The 22,036-nt window shown below is 68.7% G+C and carries 15 protein-coding genes; 12 read left to right on the forward strand and 3 right to left on the reverse strand.

The features are described 5' to 3' along the window. The first annotated feature begins 336 nt into the window (after window positions 1–336). The 12 genes from ACZ5IK_RS08185 to ACZ5IK_RS08240 all read left to right on the forward strand — a co-directional run bounded on the left by ACZ5IK_RS08185 (window position 337) and on the right by ACZ5IK_RS08240 (window position 17,093). Window positions 337–1,653, forward strand: a complete 1,317-nt coding sequence (locus ACZ5IK_RS08185) for a nucleotide sugar dehydrogenase (RefSeq protein WP_465487109.1) — start codon at window positions 337–339, stop codon at window positions 1,651–1,653. Further along, the gene (locus tag ACZ5IK_RS08190; protein WP_465487110.1) at window positions 1,634–2,821 is read left to right on the forward strand and encodes a glycosyltransferase family 4 protein; all 1,188 of its coding nucleotides are present in this window, start codon (window positions 1,634–1,636) and stop codon (window positions 2,819–2,821) included. Before ACZ5IK_RS08185 ends, ACZ5IK_RS08190 begins: the two co-directional genes overlap by 20 nt. A gap of 151 nt (window positions 2,822–2,972) precedes the next feature. Then, window positions 2,973–4,253 (forward strand): YveK family protein, encoded by a 1,281-nt coding sequence (locus ACZ5IK_RS08195; protein ID WP_465487250.1) that lies wholly within the window; start codon window positions 2,973–2,975, stop codon window positions 4,251–4,253. Then, entirely contained in the window at window positions 4,250–6,010 is a 1,761-nt protein-coding gene (locus tag ACZ5IK_RS08200) for a Wzz/FepE/Etk N-terminal domain-containing protein (protein WP_465487111.1), read from the forward strand. The genes ACZ5IK_RS08195 and ACZ5IK_RS08200 overlap by 4 nt, the downstream gene beginning before the upstream one ends. A gap of 12 nt (window positions 6,011–6,022) precedes the next feature. After that, window positions 6,023–7,939, forward strand: coding sequence for an asparagine synthase (glutamine-hydrolyzing) (asnB, locus tag ACZ5IK_RS08205; RefSeq protein ID WP_465487112.1), 1,917 nt, complete (start codon window positions 6,023–6,025; stop codon window positions 7,937–7,939). A gap of 7 nt (window positions 7,940–7,946) precedes the next feature. Then, window positions 7,947–10,127 (forward strand): bi-domain-containing oxidoreductase, encoded by a 2,181-nt coding sequence (locus ACZ5IK_RS08210; RefSeq protein ID WP_465487113.1) that lies wholly within the window; start codon window positions 7,947–7,949, stop codon window positions 10,125–10,127. Next, on the forward strand, window positions 10,127–12,073 hold the full coding sequence (locus ACZ5IK_RS08215) for a heparinase II/III family protein (RefSeq protein WP_465487114.1): 1,947 nt from the start codon (window positions 10,127–10,129) through the stop codon (window positions 12,071–12,073). The genes ACZ5IK_RS08210 and ACZ5IK_RS08215 overlap by 1 nt, the downstream gene beginning before the upstream one ends. Next, window positions 12,070–13,599: a right-handed parallel beta-helix repeat-containing protein gene (locus ACZ5IK_RS08220; RefSeq protein WP_465487115.1), complete on the forward strand. Its 1,530-nt coding sequence runs from the start codon at window positions 12,070–12,072 to the stop codon at window positions 13,597–13,599. The genes ACZ5IK_RS08215 and ACZ5IK_RS08220 overlap by 4 nt, the downstream gene beginning before the upstream one ends. Before the next feature lies 1 nt (window position 13,600). Next, window positions 13,601–14,821, forward strand: coding sequence for an O-antigen ligase domain-containing protein (locus ACZ5IK_RS08225; RefSeq protein WP_465487116.1), 1,221 nt, complete (start codon window positions 13,601–13,603; stop codon window positions 14,819–14,821). Continuing rightward, window positions 14,818–15,999 carry a glycosyltransferase family 4 protein gene (locus ACZ5IK_RS08230; RefSeq protein WP_465487117.1) on the forward strand — a complete coding sequence of 394 codons (1,182 nt, stop codon included), beginning with the start codon at window positions 14,818–14,820 and terminating at the stop codon, window positions 15,997–15,999. The genes ACZ5IK_RS08225 and ACZ5IK_RS08230 overlap by 4 nt, the downstream gene beginning before the upstream one ends. Continuing rightward, window positions 15,996–16,631, forward strand: coding sequence for a phosphatase PAP2 family protein (locus ACZ5IK_RS08235; RefSeq protein ID WP_465487118.1), 636 nt, complete (start codon window positions 15,996–15,998; stop codon window positions 16,629–16,631). The genes ACZ5IK_RS08230 and ACZ5IK_RS08235 overlap by 4 nt, the downstream gene beginning before the upstream one ends. Window positions 16,632–16,781: 150 nt before the next feature. Beyond that, window positions 16,782–17,093, forward strand: coding sequence for a hypothetical protein (locus ACZ5IK_RS08240; RefSeq protein ID WP_465487119.1), 312 nt, complete (start codon window positions 16,782–16,784; stop codon window positions 17,091–17,093). Window positions 17,094–17,717: 624 nt separating this feature from the next. Here ACZ5IK_RS08240 and ACZ5IK_RS08245 read toward each other — a convergent pair. From ACZ5IK_RS08245 to ACZ5IK_RS08255, 3 genes are read right to left on the reverse strand one after another with little or no spacing between them, the layout of a single operon-like run. After that, window positions 17,718–19,163 (reverse strand): right-handed parallel beta-helix repeat-containing protein, encoded by a 1,446-nt coding sequence (locus ACZ5IK_RS08245; protein WP_465487120.1) that lies wholly within the window; start codon window positions 19,161–19,163, stop codon window positions 17,718–17,720. 56 nt (window positions 19,164–19,219) lie between these two features. Next, the gene (locus ACZ5IK_RS08250) at window positions 19,220–20,719 is read right to left on the reverse strand and encodes a right-handed parallel beta-helix repeat-containing protein (RefSeq protein WP_465487121.1); all 1,500 of its coding nucleotides are present in this window, start codon (window positions 20,717–20,719) and stop codon (window positions 19,220–19,222) included. Further along, window positions 20,716–22,032, reverse strand: a complete 1,317-nt coding sequence (locus ACZ5IK_RS08255) for a glutamate-1-semialdehyde 2,1-aminomutase (RefSeq protein WP_465487122.1) — start codon at window positions 22,030–22,032, stop codon at window positions 20,716–20,718. The genes ACZ5IK_RS08250 and ACZ5IK_RS08255 overlap by 4 nt, the downstream gene beginning before the upstream one ends. Window positions 22,033–22,036: the final 4 nt, after the last annotated feature.

Raw genomic sequence — 22,036 nt, forward strand, 5'->3', positions numbered from 1 at the left:
TCGTGGGGGGAGGGGTGTTCGTGGTCTCTATGCTGTTCTTTTTTCTTTCCTCTCTCCCCCCCCCCCCCCCCCCCCCCCCCCCCCCCCCCCCCCCCCCGACCCACGCCCCACCGCCACCCCTGTCACTCCCGGCCCCTCCTCCCCCTCCCTCCGGCCCGCCCTCAATCGGTACGAAACCCTTACGCCCGTCCTGTAGCGTTTCCTGGTCTTCGAACGATGAGTAATTCCCTTGCCGCACAGGCATTCCGCCAAAAGCAGGCGACTTCCGGACGGCGGTAACGAACCCGGTCCTCCAGCCGACCAACGGGCAGCGGAATGCGGCTGGAGGAATTCGTCATGAAGATCAGTGTCTTCGGGCTCGGTTACGTCGGTTGTGTGTCGGCGGCGTGCCTGGCGGGGCGTGGGCACGAGGTCGTCGGGGTCGACGTGAACCCGGTGAAGATCGACCTCATTTCCAGCGGCAAGGCGCCGGTGGTCGAGGAGCGCATCGGCGAGCTGACCGCGGAGGTCGTCGCCAGTGGTGCGCTGAGAGCGACCACCGACGTCAGACAGGCGATCGCGGACAGCGAAGTCTCCCTGATCTGCGTCGGTACCCCGTCGGCGCCGAACGGCAGCCTGTCGACGGCGTTCCTGGAGCGCGTGGCCGAGGAAATCGGCGAAGCGCTCAAAGAGAAGGCGACAAGGCACACCGTCGTCTTCCGCAGCACCATGCTGCCGGGCACCTGCCTCGACCTGCTCGTCCCCATCCTCGAGAAGGCGTCCGGCCTCACCGCCGGCGTCGACTTCGGGGTCGCGGTGAACCCCGAGTTCCTGCGCGAGGGCAGCAGCGTCAAGGACTTCTACGACCCGCCCAAGACCGTCATCGGCCAGCTCGACGCGGCCAGCGGCGACGTCGTCGCGGCGCTCTACGAGGGGCTTCCCGGCGAGGTCTTCCGCGTCGCGATCCCGGTCGCCGAGATGACGAAGTACGCCGACAACTCCTTCCACGGGCTCAAGATCGGCTTCGCGAACGAGCTCGGCGCCATCTGCCGCGCCTTGGGGCTCGACTCGCACCAGGTGATCGACGTCTTCCTCGCCGATCGCAAGCTCAACATCAGTCCCGCCTACCTCCGCCCCGGGTTCGCCTTCGGCGGCTCGTGCCTCCCCAAGGATCTCCGTGGCCTGGTCTACGCCGCGCACCGCGCGGACGTCGCCGTCCCGATCCTGTCGCACGTGCTGCCCTCCAACGACGAACACCTCCAGCGCGCCTTCGACCTGGTCGTGCGCACCGGGAAACGCAAGGTCGGGCTGTTCGGCCTGTCCTTCAAACCCGGCACCGACGACCTCCGTGAGAGCCCGCTCGTCGAGCTCGCGGAGCGCCTGCTCGGCAAGGGTTACGACCTCCGCATCTACGACGCCAACGTCAGCCTTTCGCGGCTGATGGGCGCGAACCGCGAGTACATCGAGGGCAGGCTGCCGCATCTCGGCCAGCTGCTGGCCGGCTCCATCGACGAGGTCCTCGACCACGCCGAGGTCTCCCTCATCGGCTGCAACGACCCGGACGTCCTCGCGGCGCATCCGGTGGGCGGCGGCCACACCATCATCGATCTCGTCCGCGTACCCGATGCTGACCAGCGCCGGGCTGAAGAGGGATATGTCGGTCTTGCCTGGTAAAGCTCTCATCCTCGTCGAGAACCTTTCCGTCCCCTTCGATCGCCGTGTCTGGCAGGAGTGCCAAACGCTCCGGGACGCGGGCTGGGAAGTCCACGTCATCTGTCCACAAGGGACGAAGCGGGACACCGAGGCCGAAGTCACCATCGACGGCGTCCACATCCTGCGGTACCCGCTGAAGGCCGCCACCGGCGGTCCGGCTGGGTACGTCCAGGAGTACGGCTCCGCGCTGTGGCACACGCTCCGGCTCGCCCGCAAGGTCGGCCGCGTGGACGTCGTGCACGCCTGCAACCCGCCGGACATGCTGTTCCTGGTCGCGCTCTACCTCAAGCGCCAGGGCGCGAAGTTCATCTTCGACCAGCACGACCTCTGCCCCGAGCTGTACCTCTCGCGGTTCAACCGCGGCGAGGACTTCCTCTACCGCGCGGTCTGCGCGCTGGAGCGCCGCACCTACAAGACGGCGAACGTCGTCATCGCGACCAACGAGAGCTACAAGGACGTCGCCGTGAAGCGCGGCGGCAAGTCGCCGGACGACGTCTTCGTCGTGCGCAGCGCGCCCGTGGTCGAGCGCTTCCATATGGTCCCGGCCGAGCCCGAGCTGAAGAAGGGCAAGCCGCATCTGCTGGCGTACCTCGGCGTGATGGGCCCGCAGGACGGCGTCGACTACGCACTGCGCGCGCTCGCGTCCCTGCGTGACGAGGTCGGCCGAACCGACTGGCACGCCGTGTTCATCGGTTCCGGCGACGCCTTCGACGCCATGATCGCGCTGTCCAAGGAACTGAAGCTCGACGACCAGGTCGAGTTCACCGGCCGGATCTCCGACGAGGACCTGCTGCGCTACCTGTCCTCGGCCGACGTGTGCCTGTCGCCGGACCCCCTGAACCCGCTCAACGACGTGTCGACCATGAACAAGATCATGGAGTACATGGCGATGAGCCGCCCGATCGTCTCCTTCGAACTGCGGGAGGCCCGGGTCTCGGCCGGAGAGGCCGCGCTGTACGCACCGGCGAACGACGAGCCGGAGTTCGCGAAGTTGATCGCGCATCTGCTCGACTCGCCGGAACAGCGGGCCGAGATGGGTGAGCTGGGGCGGGCGCGCGTCGCCGGTCCGCTCTCTTGGGAGAACTCCCAGAAAGCCCTGCTCGCGGCCTACGCGGCCGCGGTCCGTTGATCGATTTCCCGGTCGCGTTTTGAACAAGACTCGGGCAATCCTGTAACCAACGCCGTGGTCGGTCCGACGGGGTTGGTGATACGCCATCTGCGGCGGTGCCAGGCACCGATGGGAGATCCCGGCTTTGACTGACGACACGGTGCGCCTGTCCATGATCGGGCAGGTTCTGCGAGGGCGGTGGCGGACCCTGGTGGTCCTCGCCGTCCTCGGTGCCCTGGTCGGGGCGGGATCGTCGGTGATCCTTTCCCCCGGCTACCGCACCACGTCCAGCGTGCTGCTCCAGGGCCCGCGCGAGGCGGACGAACTGCTCACCCAGGCCGAGGTGGCGACCAGTTCGGTCGTGCTCGACCGGGCCGCCGCCGTCCTCGGTGACGGCGAGACCGGCGCCGATCTGCGGGACAAGGTGGCCACTTCGGTCGCACAGGGCAATGTCATCACCATCGAGGCCACCGGTGACACCGCCGAACAGACGCAGCGGATGGCCGATCAGCTCGCACAGGAGTTCGTGAAGTACTCCACCCAGATCATCGCCGGTTCCGGCGACGCCGCGGTCCAGCTGGCGCAGGAACGCCGAGAGACGCTGCGGCAGCAGGTCGCGCAGACGAACCAGCGGATCAGCGAGCTTTCCGCGAAGGTCAACGAAGGCAAGACGACGGTGGAGAGCGTCCAGCTCCGCACCGAACTGCAAGGCCTGCGCTCGTCGATCGAGTCGGCGATGTCCAGCCTGAACGCGGCCGACACCGCGAGCGGCCTCGGCAACATGGTCGTCCTGGGTTCGGCCGAGTTGCCGTCCGCGGCCGCGGCGCCGACCCTGCCGCAGCTCGCCCTCGGCGGCGCGGCGCTGTTCTTCCTGATCGGCCTGTTCGGGCACCTCTTCACCGCCCGCACCGACCGGCGGCTGCGGGACGAGGAGGAGATCGCCGCGGCGCTCGGCGGCCCGGTGCTCGCCACCTTCGACGTCGTGGACGAGCGGCCCGCCGCGACCACCCTGCGGGCCAAGCTCCTCGGTGACGACCGGCCGTGGAACACCCCGCGGGTCGACGTCTTCGCGGACGAGGTCGGCAACGACGTCCACTACCGCCGCCTGGTCTCGCGGCTCCCGCACCGGCGGCTGCTCGTGCTGACCGCCGACGGTGACCACGCCGGGCAGGCGGCCGCCGAGCGGATCGCCGGTCTTGCCGACCGCTGGTTCACCGTGGTGACGGTGTCCCCGGTCCGGCCCGTCATCGAAGACACCGACGCCGAAGGGGTCCTCGTCGTGTCGAGCCTCGGCTCCCGGTCCGACTGGGAGCTGATCGGGATCGCCGAAGCCGTCGCCGACGCCGGCCTGGCCGTCGTCGGTGCCGTGCTGACCCGCCCGGTCCGGCCGACCCGCACCCGCTCCGGCGCACCCACCCCCACCGACCACGAAGCACTGGCAGGTACAGCGTGACCAGCGCCGAAAAAGCGAAGTCCGAACCGCTCATCGACGTGCAGCGGCTGGTCGTCTCGGTCCGCAGACGCCGCCGACTGTGGCTGGCCACCGCCCTGCTGGGGCTGATCCTCGGCGGGCTGGTCGCGGTGCTCCTGCCGTCGCCGCCCACCGCGGTGGCGCAGATCCTGGTCATCCACCCCGACGACTCGCCGACCGACAGCGGAACGCTGATGCGGACCGACGTCGCCGTGCTCCAGACGACGAAGATCGCCAACGAGGCGCTCAAGAAGTTGAACAGCACCCAGGCGCCGGAGGAGTTCCTCAAGGACTACGAAGGGCTGGGGCTGACGAACAACGTCCTCCAGCTGACGGTCAAGGGGAAGAGCAAGGACGAGGCCCTCGCCAGGGCCCAGGCGATCTCCGACGCCTTCATCACCGAGTACATCGCCCGCAACCAGGCGGCCGCGGCGGCGACTCAGAAAGCCTTGCTGGATCAGCGTAACCAGGCCCAGAACGAGCTCACGACGATCGAAAGCGGGATCGTCACCGAAGAGGCCAAGGGCCGTAACGCCAACCCGGCCCAGCTGGAGCGGTTCTACTCGCGCCGGGCCGAGCTGAACTCGAAGATCTCCGACTACGACGGCCGCGCGCAGGAGGCGGGCATCGGCACGCCGAAGGTCGCCGCCGGGACGCAGATCGTGGACGCGCCGCGGATCCTGCCGCGTTCGCTGCTCAAGACCCTCGCCACCGACGCCGGGATCGGCCTCGCGCTGGGACTGCTGGCCGGGCTGGCGCTCGCGGCCGTCACGAGCGTAGTGAAGGACCGGCCGGTGCTGCGCCGCGAGATCTCGCGGCACCTCGGCGCCTCGGTCATCGCGCAGCTGCCGAAGCCGCCGCGGTACCTGCGGGCCTCGCGCGCGGCCGCCCGGCGCAAGCGGGTCGCGGCGACGCTGGTCCGGGCCGTCCGCAAGGAGGGCGGTTCAGTGTCGGTGCTGGATCTCGGCGCCCGCGCGGTCACCGCCGCGCTCGCCGTCGACATGGCGCGCGAGCTGGCGGAGAAGGGGCCGGTCTCGCTCGTCGACGACCTGCCGAAGGCGAACCTCCGCGAGCTGGCGGGTGACGGGCAGATCCAGGTGCTCGACCGCGGCGACGCGCCGTCGGCGGGACGCCGGATCGGCGTCGGCTCGATCGAGCCCGGCACGTCGTGGACCGACCTGGAATTCCTCGGCGAGGAGGCGATCCTCGTCGTCCGCACCGGGCACGCGAACACCGAATGGCTGCACACCGTCGCGCGTCAGCTTGCCGACCGGCGCATCCCGATCCTCGGTGTCGTGGTGGTGGATCCCGATCCGCGCGACCACACCGACGGAACGTTGTGGGACGGCCTGCACACCGCGTTGCGCGGACGCGGCAGTGCGTTGCCGGAGCCGCTGCCCGTGCCCGCGCGGCCGGTGGCGCGCGCCCGCCCGGTCGTACCGGAACGCATACCGATGCCCGAACGCAAGGTCGTGCCCGAGCGGGTCGCCAGGCCCGCGCCGAAACCGGTCGAGATGTTCCCCGACGAGGACGCCCCGGTGCGGCGGCTCTCGAGGGTGGCGCCGGTCGAGACGGACGCCGAACGCACCGTCGAGCGGGTCCTGGAGCCGCCGCGGGAGAAGAAGAGCCCGCGACGAAGGCCTCCGACGCCGTACAAGCGGCCCGAAGACCACGACAACGCGGATCAGCCGACCAAACGATTCTCGCCTGTGTCACCGGATAACGCCGAAGCGCTTTAGGGAGCGAACCAGATGTGCGGCATCGCAGGGGCCTATTTCTGGCCGGACGGGGGACCGCTCACCGATCGGCTCACCAAGATCATCGCCCATCGAGGACCGGACGGTTCGGGGCGGTACGACCACCGTGCCGGCGAGGGAGAGGTCCACTTAGGACACAGGCGGCTGTCGATCGTCGACCTGACCGACACCGGCGCGCAGCCGATGGTCAAGGACGGTCTCGCGCTGACCTACAACGGCGAGCTGTACAACTCGCCGGAGCTGCGCAAGGAGCTCGAAGCCACCGGCGTGCGGTTCCGGGGGACGTCCGACACCGAGGTCCTGCTGGAAGCCTGGCGCGCGTGGGGCACCGACGGCCTGCACCGGCTGCGCGGCATGTTCGCGTTCGGTGTCTTCGACGAGCGCACCGGCGCCTTGACCCTGGTGCGAGACCAGCTCGGCATCAAGCCGCTGTTCCTGGTCCGCCGAGGCAAGGGCGTCGCGTTCGCCTCCGAACTGAAGGCCCTGGCCTCCGAACTCGGCGGCTCGCTGACCGTCGACGACACCGCGCTCGTCGCCTCCCTGCTCTATTACTGGGTTCCGGACGGCCGGTGCGCGTTCAGTGAGGCCGAGAAGCTGCCGCCGGGTAGCTGGGCGCGGTTCCGGCCGAACGGTGACGTCGAACGCGGCACCTTCTGGTCGCTGCGCCAGGTCGCCGAGGAAGGCGCCGCGTACGAGGGCGAATTCGACCTCAACGCCGTCATCGAGGACTCCACGCGCAAGCACCTGATGGCCGACGTGCCGGTGGCGACGTTCCTCTCCGGTGGCCTCGACTCCAGCTACCTGACCGCGATCGCCGCGCGCGAACAGCCGGGGATCTCCGCGTACACCATCGGTTTCCGGGCCGAGGACGCGAAGTTCGAGGCGATGCCGGACGACCTCATGTACGCGAAGAAGGTCGCCGCGAAATTCGGCGTCGACCTGCACGAGATCGAGATCGCGCCGCAGGTCCTCGACCTGCTGCCGCGGATGACCTACCACCTCGACGAGCCGATCGGCGATCCGGCGGCGATCAACAGCTACCTGATCTGCACCGCCGCCCGCGAGGCGGGTGTCAAGGTGATGCTTTCGGGGATGGGTGCCGACGAACTGTTCGCCGGATACCGCAAACATCTCGCGAACAAGATCGCCGTGCAATATCAGCGGGTCCCCGGTCTCGTCCGTCGTCCGGTCGAGTCCCTTGTGGACAGACTGCCGGTGGCGACGTCGAAGCGCGGCTTCCGTTCGGTCCGGTTCGCCAAGCGGTTCCTCTCGTTCGCGGAACTGCCGGAGGAGACCGCGTTCCGGCGCAGCTACACGATGTACGACCGGGCCGAGCTCGTCGGACTACTGAACCCGGATCTCGCGGGCGCGGTCGACGACGTGATCACCGAGCACGCGGACACCTATCACGACAACACGTTGACGGACTTCGTGAACCGCATGTGCCTCGCCGATTCCCGGCTCTTCCTGCCGGGGCTGAACCTCGCCTACACCGACCGGTCGAGCATGGCGGCCTCCACCGAGGTGCGGACGCCGTTCGTCGACATCGAGGTCGTGAAGGCCGCGTTCCGGATCCCCGGTGACAAGAAGATCGTGAAGCGCCAAGGGAAAATGGCGCTCAAGGAAGCGGCGCTGTCGATCCTCCCCGCCGAGATCGTGCACCGGCCGAAGGGCCTTTTCAGCGCACCGCTGCGGGCTTGGATGAGCCGCGACCTCGCGCCGTTGGTGCGCGAGGTGACGAACGAAGGTGAATTGGTGAAGGCCGGGTTCCTCCGTCGTGAGGCCCTGCAACGGCTCGTCGACGAAGACGCGTCCGGGCAGCAGGACCGGTCCAAGCATCTCTGGCACATCTTGACCCTCGAGTACTGGTATCGCGGCGCCGTCGAGGCCCGCGCGAACTCCGCCTCCTAGGAGCGACGTGAAGCAGGTAGTGCAGAACTACAAGAGCGGGGAGCTGGCGCTCCTCGACGTCGAAGTCCCCGCGTGCAAACCGGGGGGTGTGCTGGTCCGCACCGCCTATTCGCTGATCTCCACCGGCACCGAGATGATGAAGGTGTCCGAGGCGAGCCTTTCCCTGGTGGGCAAGGCGAAGGCGCGGCCGGACCAGGTCGCGAAGGTGATGCAGAGCGTCGCGACCAACGGGCTCGGCGCCACCTACCGCAAGGCGATGAACAAACTCGACTCGTACACGCCGCTGGGCTACTCGCTGTGCGGTGTGGTCGAGGAGGTCGGCGCGGGCATCCACGACGTCGCCGTCGGGGACTACGTGGCGTGCGCCGGGAACGAGCACGCGCTGCACGCGGAACTGAACTGGGTACCCAAGAACCTGTACTCCAAGGTGCCCGACGGTGTCGACCCGCGGCACGCCGCCTTCGGCACGGTCGGCTCGATCGCGATGCAGGGTGTCCGTCAGGGCGAGCCTCAGATCGGCGACATCGCGCTGGTCATCGGGCTCGGCCTGATCGGCCAGCTGGTCGTGCAGCTGCTGGTCGCCTCCGGGGTCCGCGTCGTCGGTGTCGACCCGGACCCGTCGCGCTGCGCGCTCGCCGAACAGCTCGGCGCGCTCAAATGCGGTGATCCGGGCTCCGGCGTCATCGACACGGCGGTCGCGGAGATCAGCTCCGGGCACGGCGTCGATCAGGTGTACCTCGCCGCGGGCGGCAGCACGAACGAGCCGGTGGAGCTGGCCGCGAAGCTGGCCCGCGACCGCGGCCGGGTGATCGACATCGGCAAGTGCTCGCTGAACCTGCCGTGGAACGCCTACTACGAAAAGGAACTCGACGTCCGGTTCTCCCGTTCGTACGGCCCCGGCCGCTACGACCCGGAGTACGAACTGGAAGGCCGCGACTACCCGATCGGCCAGGTCCGCTGGACCGAGCGCCGCAACCTCGAATGCGTCGTCGACCTGATGGGCAGCGGCCGTCTCGACGTCGAGCCGCTGATCTCGCACATGTCGGACTTCGCCGACGCCGTCGAGACGTACCGGAAGCTGAACGAGGGCGAGCTCAAGGCCGTCGCGGTGCTGTTCGAGTACGAGAAGCAGGCCGCCACCACCACCGAGCACGTCACCTCGGTTTCCGTGCCCAAGCCGTCGACCGTGCGCGCGGCGCCGAAGGCCGGTGGCGTGCGGATCGGGTTCATCGGCGCGGGCAACTACGCGTCCTCGATGCTCCTGCCGCATCTGGCGGAGATGGAGCACGTCCACCTCACCGAGGTCGTCACCACCTCCGCGCTCTCGGGCGCGAACGCGAAGCGCAAGTTCGGGTTCGCCCGCGCCACCACCGACCTCGACACGATGCTCGAAGACTCCGCGATCGACGCGGTGTTCATCGTGACCCGGCACAGCTCGCACGCCGAGCTGACCAGGCGGGCGCTGCTCGCGGGCAAGGCCGTCTTCGTCGAGAAGCCGCTCGCGCTGTCGGAGAAGGAACTCGAGGTCGTGCTCGGCGCGATCGAGGAGTCCGGCAACGACCGGCTGCAGGTCGGCTTCAACCGCCGGTTCGCCCCGCTGCTGAACGAGTCGGTGCTCCACTTCGGCCCGCGGATCGGCCCGGCTTCCGTGCGGTACCTGGTCAACGCCGGTCAGCTCGACGCCGGCAGCTGGTACAACCAGGCCGACAGCGAGGGTTCGCGCTTCGCGGGCGAGGGCGGTCACTTCATCGACACGGTCAGCTGGCTGCTCGGGTCCGACCCGGTCTCGGTGTACGCCACCGCGACGCCCGGTCACCAGGACCTGCAGATCCTGCTGCGCTACCCGGACGGCTCGACCGCGTCGATCGCGTACACCACCAGCGGTTCGTCGGCGTTCCCCAAGGAGACGATCGACGTCACCGCCGACGGCAAGGTGCTGAAGTTCGACGACTTCGCGCGCGCGTCGGTGTTCGGCCGCAAGAAGTGGGCCAGCTCCCGCATCCCCAAGGGCCGGGACAAGGGCCAGGCAGCCGAACTCGAAGCGTTCGTCAACGCGCTCAAGACCGGGGTCGCGATGCCGGTTTCCGTCGACTCCCTCGTCTCGACGACGCTGGCCACGCTCGCGGTCAACCGCAGCCTGGAAACCGGTGCGCCGGTGCGGATCAACGCCAAGGAAGGTCTGGGCTGATGGATCCGTCCTGGTACCTGCGAAGACTGTCGAGGATGGGGCCCGCCGAGATCGCGGGCCGGGTCACCGACGTCGTGCGCAAACGCCAGTGGCGCGGGGTCGCCGGGGACAAGGCGGCCTGGCTGCCGGACCGCCGGTTCGCGCCGGTGCCCGGTGACGAGGTCCTCGCCGCCGTCTCCGGTGAAGCGGTGAAGGATCTGCTCGTCACCGCCGACCGCCTGATGGACGGCCGTGCCGAGTACTTCGGCGTCGAGCGGGAAGACCTGGTCGACCCGGATTGGTCGTTCGACCCGAAGACCGGCCGCCGCGCGCCGTCCGATGTGTACTCCTTCGACATCCCTTATCGGAGCGAGGACGCCGTCGGCGACATCAAGCAGATCTGGGAGCCGTCGCGGCACCAGCACCTCACCGTGCTGGCCGCCGCGTACGCGTTGACCGGCGAGGACCGGTACGCCGAGCGGGTGGCCGCGCACCTGAAGTCGTGGTGGGCGGCCAACCCGCCGATGCGCGGGGTGCACTGGCTCAGCGGGATCGAGCTCGGCATCCGGCTGTTGTCGTGGGTGTGGGTCCGGCGGCTGCTCGACGGCTGGGCGCCCGCCCCGGCGCTGTTCGAGGACAACCCGGTGGCGCTCGACCAGATCTGGCACCACCAGCGCTGGCTGGCCGCGTTCCCGAGCCGGGGCTCCTCGGCGAACAACCACGTGATCGCCGAGGACGCCGGGCAGCTCGCCGCCGCCTGCGCGTTCGCCTGGTTCCCCGAGTCCGGCCAGTGGCGGGACTCGGCGCTGGCGTCGTTGGACAAGATGCTGCGGCACAACACGTTCGACTCCGGACTCAACCGCGAACTCGCCACCGAGTACCACGGACTCGTGCTGGAGCTGGGGCTCGCCGGGGCGCTGGAGGCGAAGGCCGCCGGTGTCGTGGTGCCCGAGTCGACCTGGCTCGTGCTGCTCCGGATGACCGACGCGCTGGCGTCCATTGTGGACAACCGGTTGCGTCCGCCCCGGCAGGGTGACGCCGATGACGGCTTCGGTCTCATCGTGGACGGTGACGAGACGAGTCGCTGGGCGTCGCTGCTCAACACCGGCGCCGTCCTTTTCGGACGGTCGGACTGGTGGCCGGAGGTGCGCGGCGGAGATGTCCGCACACCGCTCTTCGCCGCGCTGGCCAAGGACATCCAGGTCACCGCTCCGCGTCCGGCGCGGCGGCGGGACGACTTCACCGACGCCGGGATGACCATCCTGCGCGACGGCGAGATCTGGGCCCGGTGCGACGGGGGCCCGCACGGCTTCCTGTCCATCGCCGCCCACGCGCACGCGGACGCGCTCTCGGTGGAGGTCCGGCACGACGGGGTCGACATCCTCGCCGACCCGGGGACCTACTGCTACCACGGCGAACCGAAGTGGCGGTCGTACTTCCGGTCCACGGCCGGGCACAACACGCTCGAACTCTCCCGTGCCGACCAGTCCGTCTCCGGCGGTCCTTTCCTGTGGACGAAACACGCGGTCACCACCGTGATCGCGGCCGGGACCCCGTCGCGCTGGAGCGCCGAACACGACGGCTACGCCCCGGCGATCCACCGCCGGTCGGTGGAACTGGAAGACTCGGTGCTGCGCGTGCTCGACGAGGTCCGCGGTGGCGAGGCACAGCACTGCCGCCTCGCGTTCCACTTCGGCCCGGCCGTCGAGGTCACGCTTTCCGGCGAGACGGCGGCGCTGTCGTGGACGGTCGACGGCCGAAGCAGGAAGGCGTCGCTCGCGCTGCCGCCGGAACTGCAGTGGTCGGCGCACCGCGGCGAAACCACTCCGCCGATGGGCTGGTACTCGGCGGGGTTCGGCCGTCGCGAACCCTCGTGGACCTTGCTCGGCAGCGGGCTCGCCGCCGACGGCGCCGCGTTCACCACGGCGCTCACCTTCGATTCAGGTAACGAGGATCCCCCATTGTGATCGCACGACCGCACCGCCTCCGCCGGGCGGCACTTCTGGTGCTGCTCGGCCCGCTGGCGCTCACCGCCTGCACCACCCCGGCCGACCAGGCCGGACCGGGACCGGATCCGGCCGAAGTGCCGTCCGGTTCGATCGCGCAGGTGTGCGACAAGCTCCCGGCGGGACCGGCGGAAGCGCCGGCGGGGGCGGTGAAGGTCGACCCCGCGGTGCCGGGCGACCTCGCCGCGAAGACCCGGTCGAATCCGGCCGGGACGACGTTCTGGCTGGCATCGGGGACGCACAAACTCGGCGACGACCGCTACGACCAGGTCAACCCGAAGCAGGGAAACGTCTACCTCGGCGGGCCGAAAGCGGTCCTCGACGGCCGGAAGATCAACCAGTACGCCTTCTCCGGCAACGCCACCGACGTCAAGATCCAGTACCTGACCGTGCAGGGCTTCGCCGCGCCGCACGACGAGGGCGTGGTCAACCACGATTCGGCCGACGGCTGGGTCATCGAGCACAGCGCCGTCCAGGACAACGACGGCGCGGCGCTGATGGCGGGCGCGCGGCAGCAGGTCCGGGGGAACTGCCTGCGGCGCAACGGGCAGTACGGGATGAACGCGTACGCGCAGAGCAACGGGATCACCGGTCTCGTCGTCGAGGGCAACGAGATCACCGGGAACAACACCGGCGACTGGGAAAGCAAGATCGACGGCTGCGGCTGCACCGGCGGGATCAAGTTCTGGTCGGTCAACGGCGCGGACATCACCGGCAACTGGGTGCACGACAACCGCGGCGTCGGGCTGTGGGCCGACACGAACAACAACGACTTCCGCATCGCGGGCAACGTCATCGAGAACAACGACGGTTCCGCGCTGATGTACGAGACCAGCTACAACGCCGTCATCACCGGCAACACCATCCGCCGGAACAACTGGGTGGACGGCAAGGGCTACATCGACCGCGGCGACAGCTTCCCGGTGGCGTCGATCTACATTTCCGAATCCGGCGGCGAGCCGAGGGTGAAGGCACGCACGGACAAGCTGGAGATCTCCGGCAACTCGTTCGAGAACAACTGGAACGGCGTCACCCTGTGGGAGAACTCCGACCGGTTCTGCAACAGCCCGGCCAACACCTCGTCCGGCTCCTGCACGCGGCTGGTGCCGGAGCAGGGCAAATGTGCGCAGCCCGCGATCGCGGCCGGCGCGCTGAACGCCGACTGCCGGTGGAAGACCCAGCGCGTCGAGATCCACCACAACCGGTTCGTGCTCGATCCGGTCGTCGCCAACTGCGAAGAGAGCTGCGCGCGGATGGCGATGCTCGCGAACTTCGGCACGTTCCCGGAGTGGTCGCCGTACAAGGGCGAGGTCGTCCAGCGGGCGATCACCTTCGACCAGGGCAACCGGCTCTACGACAACACCTACTCCGGGCCGTGGAACTTCGTGGCCTTCGAGCCGAGCCGCGTGCTGGGCTTCGGCGAATGGCAGGGTTCGCCGTACCGTCAGGACCAGGGCAGCAAATTCACCCGCGCGGGAGGTGGCTGACATGCTCGATCCCGCGGTGCGGCCCGCGGCGGCGATCCGCACGGGCATACCCAAGGGCGCCGTCATCGCCTGGACGTTGCTGATCATCAACACCCTGGGCTCGACGGGCGCGAAGACGGTCATCCCGCTGCCGAGGTCGGTCAGCCAGCTGATCACCATGGGCTCGCTGGGCGCCGCGTTCGTCATCGCGCTCGCCCTGAACAGCAAGCTGCGCGTCAGGCCCAGCGCGTACCTCTCCCTGCTCACGTTGCTGCTGGTGCTGAGCGTGGTCGCGAGCCTGAACCTGGAAGGCGGGTTCGGCGCGCTGTTCCGCTGCTTCCGGTTCACCCTCTTCCTCAGCACCCTGTGGTTGCTGACCCGTTGGTGGAACGGCGGCCTCGACCTCGTCCGCGCACACATCCGCGCCTATGGCGTGGTGCTGGTGACGGTGGTGATCGGCTTCGCGCTGAGCCCGGGCAACGCGATGCCGTTCGAGTACGGCGGACGGCTCACCGGGACGCTGTGGCCGCTGACCCCGCCGCAGGTCGGCCAGTACGCGGCCATCGTCATCGGCCTCACGACCTTGTTGTGGCTCAGTGGGAAGCTGGACCGGCGGAACGCGCTGATCGTCATCGTCCCGTCGTTCGGGATCCTGCTGCTGACGCACACCCGCACCGCGATGCTCGGCCTGGTGGCCGGGACCATCGTGGCGCTGATGTCGCAGTGGATGTCCAGTGCCCGCGCCCGCAAGGTGTTCACCGGGCTGGTCTTCGGCGGGGTGTTCGCCGTGGTGGTGCTGGGCGGGCTGCTGCAGACGTGGTTCCTGCGAGGGCAGTCCGAGGAGAACTTCTCCAGCCTCACGGGCCGGGCGAAGGTGTGGGACTCGCTGCTCGGCGCGCCGCGCACGACACTGGAGTACCTGTTCGGCGTCGGCCTGACCGACAAGTCCTACGACGGTCTCCCGATCGACAGCAGCTGGCTCGCGGTCTATCACGAGCAGGGATTCGTCGGGATCGCGATCGTGGCGGCGTTCCTGCTCGTGCTGGTGGTGGTCGCGGTGCTGCGGCCGCCGTCACCGGCGAGGGCGTGCGCGATCTTCCTGATCACCTACTGTCTTTCCGCCTCCTACACCGAGGCGGGCCTCGGCGACGCGTCGCCGTACCTGCTGCACCTGGCCTTGGCCGCGTCGCTGCTGGTGCGTGCGCCCGCCGAGGACCCCGAGTTTCTCAAGGAGACGGCGTGAAGGTCCTCGTGATCCACAACCGGTACAGATCCGAGCAGCCGAGCGGCGAGAACAACGTCGTCGACCAGGAGGTCGCGCTGCTGGGTGAGGCCGGGCACGACGTCAGCCTGTTCGAAAAGCGCAGCGACGACATCGCGGAGATGTCCTTGCCGCGCAAGGCCATCGTCCCGCTCCAGGTGCCGTGGAACCGGGCCGTGCGCGCGGAGCTGGCCAGACGGCTGGCCGACGACCGGCCGGACATCGTCCACATCCACAACACGTTCCCGCTGTTGTCGCCGTCGGTGCTGGCCGCCTGCGCCGACGCCGGGGTCCCGACGGTCGCGACCGTGCACAACTACAGCCTGATCTGCCCGCCCGGCACGCTGTACCGCGAGGGCTACATCTGCACCGACTGCGTGGGCCGCAAGCCGATCCCGGCGGTGCGGCACGGGTGCTACCGCGGCTCGGGGCTCGCCACCGTGCCGATGGCGGCGAGCCTGGTGCTGAACCGCAATCGCTGGTGGACCGGGGTTTCGCGGTTCTTCTGCATCTCGAAGGCCCAACGCGAGGTGCTGATCGCCGCCGGGATGCCCGCCGAACGGCTCGCGGTGAAGTACAACTACGTCACCGACCCGGGCAAGACGCGCCGGGGCGCGGGGGAGCACGTGCTGTTCCTCGGCCGGATCACCGCCGAAAAGGGCATCGGCCTGCTGATGACGGCCTGGGACCAGCTCGCCGCGGTGGGCGGGCCCCTGCCGCCGCTGGTGATCGCCGGCACCGGCCCGATGCAGGACGAGGTCGCGCGCTGGGCACACGGCCGCGACGACGTCCGCTACGTCGGGCTTCAGTCCAAAGAGGAATGCCGGGACCTGATCTCCCGCTCGAACGCCGTCGTCGCCCCGTCGGAATGGCTGGAAGCGTTCGGGCTGGTCGTGGTCGAGGCGATGGCCGCCGGTGTCCCGACGGTCGCCGCGGCCCACGGCGCCTTCCGCGAACTCGTCGAAGACGGTGTCACCGGCCTGCTGCACGAACCGGGGAACCCCGAATCGCTCGCGGCGCGGCTGCGCGAGATCGTCGGCGACGCCGAACGGAACCAGGAGATGGGCTGGGCGGCCAGGCTGGTGTACGAACAGGAGTTCACGCCGAAGGTCGGTCTGGAACGACTTGTCGGCGGCTACCAGGCCGCGATCGACGCGTGATCACCGGTCCGCCCGCACTCCCACCGCGGGCGCGGGTCCCGCTCTGGACCCTGGGCGCCTTCGGCTTCGTCGTCGCCCTCGTACTCGCCCTGCGCTACGCCGGGACCTCCCACACCGCCGGACTGGACGCCCTCGTCCTCCCCGTCGTCGACCGGGTCGAGGGGCCACTCTGGTACCTCGCGACCGCGATCGACTTCGCAGGCGAACCGGTGGGCGCGATCATCGTCATCGCGCTGTTCGGCTGGCTGTGCCTGCGGCACCGACGGCCGCGGGCCGCGATCCTGCTGGTGGCCGCCTCCGGGGTGACCGTGGCGCTGACCACCGGCCTGAAACCCCTGACCGGCAGGCTGATCCACGGCGAATTCCTCTCCTACCCCAGCGGTCACACGGCCTTCGCGGTGACCGTGGCGACCGTGGTCGCTTTGCTGGTGATCGACGTACGCGGTCTCGGCCCTGTCGGCGGGGCTTCGGTGCTGGTGGGGCTGGTCGCGTTCGCGGGCCTCGCCATGGGGTGGGCCGAGGTGGCGCTCGGGGCGCACTATCCGACGGACACCTTCGGCGGTTTCGGGGTGGCTGTCACGGTGGTGCCGGTGGTGGCGTGGGCGGTGGACCGGCTCACGCGGCCCGCCTGACGTCCGGCGAGGGCGAGCCTGCGCGGTCCGGAACGCGGCCTGAAGCTCGCGCTCGACCTCGTCCGGCTCAGTGCGCAGCCGGGAGGGAAGGGTCTGCAGCACGACGATCCCGGCGGCGACGTATCTGGCGTTGCGGGCCACGGTGGCGTGATGGTCTTCGAGGTTCGCGTGGTGGCGATAGGAATCGATCTCCCAGGCGAAGGCGATCTCGTCGCACCAGAAGTCCGGGGTGGCGATGTAGTTGCCGTTGGCGTCGAAGATCTGGACGTTCCAGTGGCCTGGTGGGAGACCGGATCTTCGCCAGAGACGCCAGGCGTCGGGCTCGGCGACGGATCTCGCTCCGGCGAGGAGTGGGGCCAGGGCCTTCCTAGACAGGGCGGTTCCGGTGCGGCCAGCTTGGTCGAGTTCGTGGGTGAGCATTTCGGGGGTGCAGAAGCGGCGCTGGACCGACTCGGCCATTAGGGCTTGGATCTCGTCTTCGTCGGTGAGTCGTCGAGCGGCGTCGATGACGGCTCGGGGGACCGGCGCGACCGGCAGGCCACCTCGAAGGTGAGGGCGGGGCAGCCGGTGAGTCCGCTCCACGTGGGCGAATCCGGCATCGGCGACACCGCGGTTGGCCGGAATGAGGACATGGATCTCCTCTTGCCGGGGAACCCGTTCCAGGCCGTGGCGCCGCAGCGCCCAAGTGCCGGTGAGCACCGCGTTCTGCCTGGCATGGAGCAACACGGCGCGGACGCGGTGCTCGTCGGTCGGTGGACCGTTGCTGAGCAGTACGACGCCGGGCAGCAGCGTTCGCCAGGGACCGTCCGCCGCACATCGACGGGAGATGGTCCGGCGTGGTACACCGATCTGTTCGAGATCGGTCGCGCGGACCACTTCCGGCCGGTCCGGAGCGGTGAGCAGGGGGTCGGTTGTCCAGATTCCTCGTCGCACCGGAACATCGTGCGACCGAGCACCGACAATTTTCGCTCTCGGCTCGCACGAAAGTACCTTTCACGACTAAAAGGCCGTGACGATGTAGGAATTGGGACGTTGAACGTCCCAATTCCTACATCGTCGTGTGAGGTTCGAACCCGAGCAAGCCGCTCAGCACCCACCATCCCCAAAAGAACTACAGGCGTCCTGCGAGTAAGGAGCCCCCTGCCAAGCCGAAGCCTCCACCGTCCGCGAAGTGTCATGAACGACAAACCGCCAAGAACCCGAGTAAGCGTTGTCGTACCACCGGTTCTCCTGCCGAAAGGTCACCGCCTCGGAAACGACATCGCCGCGATAAGGCGACCACTCCGGAAAGGTCCCGAAATTCGCCAGCATCGCCATCCGCCCGCACAGACCTGAGCACTGAGGCCCGTGAGAGAACTTGTTGCCGTGAATGGAAACCCGCTGCGTCTTCCACCTGCAGTCGTCATAGAGCGGTCGCGAAGCGATGCCAGGAGAAGAACAGGTCGAAACCGAGGGGACCAGCCGGGTGCACGAGCCGGACGAGGTGTTCGCCGGGCTGTTGCAGAAGCGGTCCGCGTTCTCCCACAGGGTGATTCCGGCCCAGTTGTCCTCGAAGACGTTGTCGACGATCTCCACCGACGAAGTTCGCGCCCGAATACGAGGTTCCCCGCCCGATTCGGAAAGATAAATCGTCCCGACCGGGAAGTCATCGCCCCGGGCGGCGAACGCGCGGCCCTGGACGAGGGTGTTCCGGCGGAAGGTGTTCCCGCGGACCACGAGGTTGTAGGAGATCTCGTAGAACAACGCCTCCGCTTCGTTGTCCTCGATCAGGTTGTCCTCGATGAGGAAGTCGTTGTTGTTCGTGTCCGCCCACAGGCCGGCGCCGTGGTTGTGGTGGACCCAGTTGCCGCGGACGTCGGCGCCGTCGACGGCCCAGAATTTGGCGCCACCGCTGCAACCGCAACCGGGGACCTGCTTCTCCCAGTCGTCGGTGTTGTTCCCGGTGATCTCGTTGCCCTCGACGAGCAGTCCGGTGATCCCGTCGCCCGCCCGGTAGGCGTTGATGCCGTACTGCCCGTTGTTCCGCAGGCAGTTCCGCCGGATCGCCTGACGCGGTCCCGCCATCATCGCGGCGCCGCGGTTGGCTTCGATGGTGTTGCCCTCGATGGTCCAGTGTTCGCCGGAGTCGTGGTTGACCACACCCTGATCCCGCGGCGCCGCGAAACCGCGGATCGTGAGGCCGCGGATGACGACGTCGCGCGCCTGCTGGGTGAACGCGTAGCGGTTGACGCCGCCACCGTCCAAGACCGCGCCGGGCGCGCCGAGGTAGGCGTTGCCGTCCTTCGGGATGATCTGCCCGAACTCGTCCGCGCCGAGCGTGTGCTTGCCCCCGGCCAGCCAGAACGTCGTGCCGGCCGGGAGTTCGCGCGTCTTCACGGAAAGGTCGGTCCCGGGTTCGACGACCACGGCGCCGTCGGGTTTCGACGGGCTCACCGGTCCCGCGTCGCAGACCGCGACAGGGGAAGCCTCGGCCGGTAAGGCCGTGACGACCCCTGTCGCGAGCAGCATCAAGATGACCAGGAACGCGGGCATACCCGAAACGGTAGGCCACTTCGGACCGTCTCAGATGGACACTTACAGGTGAACCTTCAGCAGGTCATCGACTCTCCGAACCCGCTGCAGGTGTCCTGCAGATAGGGCGCCGCCTTCCATTGTTCCGCGGTCAGCCGCCGCGACGTGTCGTGGGCGACGAACGTCCAAGGCCCGTAGTACTGGTTGTCGTACCACCGGTTGTCCTGCCGGAAGGTGATCGCCTCCGAGACCACGGCACCCCGGTACGGCGACCAGGCCGGGAAGGTCCCGTAGTTCGAGAGCACCGCCATCCGCCCGCAGAGGCCGAGACAGCCCTCCATCGTCGAATCGAACTCGAACGTGTTCTCGTGCACCGAAACGCGCTGGGTCTTCCATCGGCAGTCGCCGTACAGCGGCTCGGTCGCGATGCCCGGAGCCGAGCAGGTGGGCGTCGGTGAGACCAGTGCCGTGCAGGAGAGCGTGGAGGTGTTGGCCGGACTGTTGCAGAACCGGTCGGCGTTCTCCCACAGCGTGATCCCCGACCAGTTGTCGGAGAACATGTTGCCCCGGATGTCGATCCGGCTGGTCCGGGCGGGCAGCCTCGGCTCACCACCGGATTCGCTGAGGTACACCGCGGCGACCGGGAAGTTGTCGCCCTTGGCGGCCCGGGTGCGGCCCTGTACCAGCGCGTTGCGCCGGAAGGTGTTCCCGATCAGCTCCAGGTTGTAGGAGATCTCGTAGAACAGCCCTTCGGACGCGTTGTCCTCGATCAGGTTGTCCTCGATGAGGAAATCGTTGTTGTTCGTGTCGGCCCAGAGCCCCACACCGTGGTTGCCGTGGACCCAGTTGCCGGTGATGTCGGCGCCGTTGACGGACCAGAACTTCGCACCGCCGCTGCAACCGCAGCCAGGGACCTTCGTTTCCCAGTCGCCGGTGTTGTTCCCGGAGATCTCGTTGCCTTCGATCACCAGGTCGGCCAGCCCGCCACCGAACCGGTAGGCGTTGATGCCGTACTGACCGTTGTTCCGCAGGCAGTTCCCGATCACCCGCTGGCCGGTGCCGGTCATCATCCCGGCGCCTTCGTTGTTCTCGATGACGTTGCCTTCGATGGTCCAGCGTTCGCCGGAGTCGTGGTTGACAACGCCTTGATCCCGTTCGGCGACGAAGCCGCGGATGGTCAGCCCGCGGATCACCACGTCCTTGGCCGACGTGGTGAAGGCCGCGCGGTTGAGCCCGCGGCCGTTGAGCACGGCGCCGGGCGCGCCGAGGTAGACGTTTCCGTCCTTGGGCATCACCTGGCCGAATTGGTCGGAACTCAGCGTGTGCTCGCCGGGTGCCAGCCAGAACGTGCTCCCCGGCGGACTGAACCGGGTCTTGTCGGTCAGGTCGGTGCCCGGTTCGATGACCTGGGCGCCTTCCGGGGCGGAAGGGACGCCGACGGTCGTGCCGCACACCCCTCGAGTCGGCTCTGGAGTCGCCACCGCTGTGGTTTCAACGGCGACCTGGAGCAGTAGTACCGACAGCGCGACGCAAAGCGTGCGCGAGCCGGCCGAGCGATATGCGATCCCTGAACTCATACCCTTCTCCGAAACACCGGCTTGACCGAACGGCCACCCAGCCACGGCGCCGGGTCATCCGCGTCGAGAGCTTTGCGATACACGAGGCAGGCCTGCGAGACCACTTCGACCGTTCGGTCGATATCTTCTTCGGACAACGCGCTGCTGACCACGAACGACGGTCCGAGGACCCCGCCCGTGACCAGTTGCCGCAGGAACAACGTTCGGTAGTCCTGCGACGGTTTCTTTTCCGCGTCGAGCGTGCCGAAGACGAGATTGCTCGCCCGGCCGCGCACGACGACGTGTTCCTCGACTCCGGCCGAGGCCGCGACTTCGCGGACCCCGGCGGCGAGCCGGTCGCCGAGCGCGTGCAGCCGCGCGGCGATGCCTTCTTCGGTGTAGGTCTCCATGACCGCGATCGCGGCGGCCAGTGAATGCGTCTCGGCGCCGTGCGTGGTGGACAGCAGGAAGACGCGGTCCTCGGTGGTGCGAAGGCCGCCGAGTTCCATCAGTTCGCGTTTGCCGGCCAGCGCCGAGACCGCGAACCCGTTGCCGAGCGCCTTGCCGAACGTCGAGAGATCCGGCGTGACGCCGTAGAGTCCCTGCGCGCCGGCCTCGGACCAGCGGAAACCGGTGATCATCTCGTCGAAGACCAGGACGCAGCCGTAGCGGTCGGCGAGGTCCCGCAGGCCGGCGAGGTATCCGGCGGGCGGTTCGAGCTGGGTGGACGCCTCCAGGATCAGGCAGGCGATCCGGCCTTCGTGCTCCCGCAGCACCTGTTCCGTCGCGGGCAGGTCGCCGTAGGGGAACGACACGGTGAGGTCGGTGATCTCATCGGGGATGCCCGTGGACATCGCCGTGGTGCCGATGAACCAGTCGTCGATGGAGAAGAAGGCGTGGTCACGGCAGATCGCCACCAGCGGCCTGCCGGTGGCCGCCCTGGCGAGCTTGACCGCGGCCGTGGTGGCGTCCGAGCCGTTCTTGGCGAACTTGACCATTTCCGCGGTGGGAACGGTTTCGAGGAACTTCGCCGCCGCCCGTTCCTCCATGATGGACGGACGGGAGAAGTTGGCGCCCCGGTCGATCTCCCGGTGGGCCGCTTCGCTGACCCGCGGGTGCACGTGCCCGAGGCTGACCGCGCGCAGCCCCGAGCCGTACTCGATGTATTCGTTCCCGTCGACGTCCCAGACATGCGCGCCGCGCCCGTGGGAGATGACCGGTGCCAGGTTCTCCGGGTACTGGTCATCTCCCTTGGCGTAGGTGTGCGCGCCTCCGGGGATCATCGCGTGGAGACGCTCGTTGGCCCGCATGGACTCAGGAAGCTGACGGGACACTTCT

This window comes from Amycolatopsis sp. NPDC031561 (assembly GCF_055580625.1).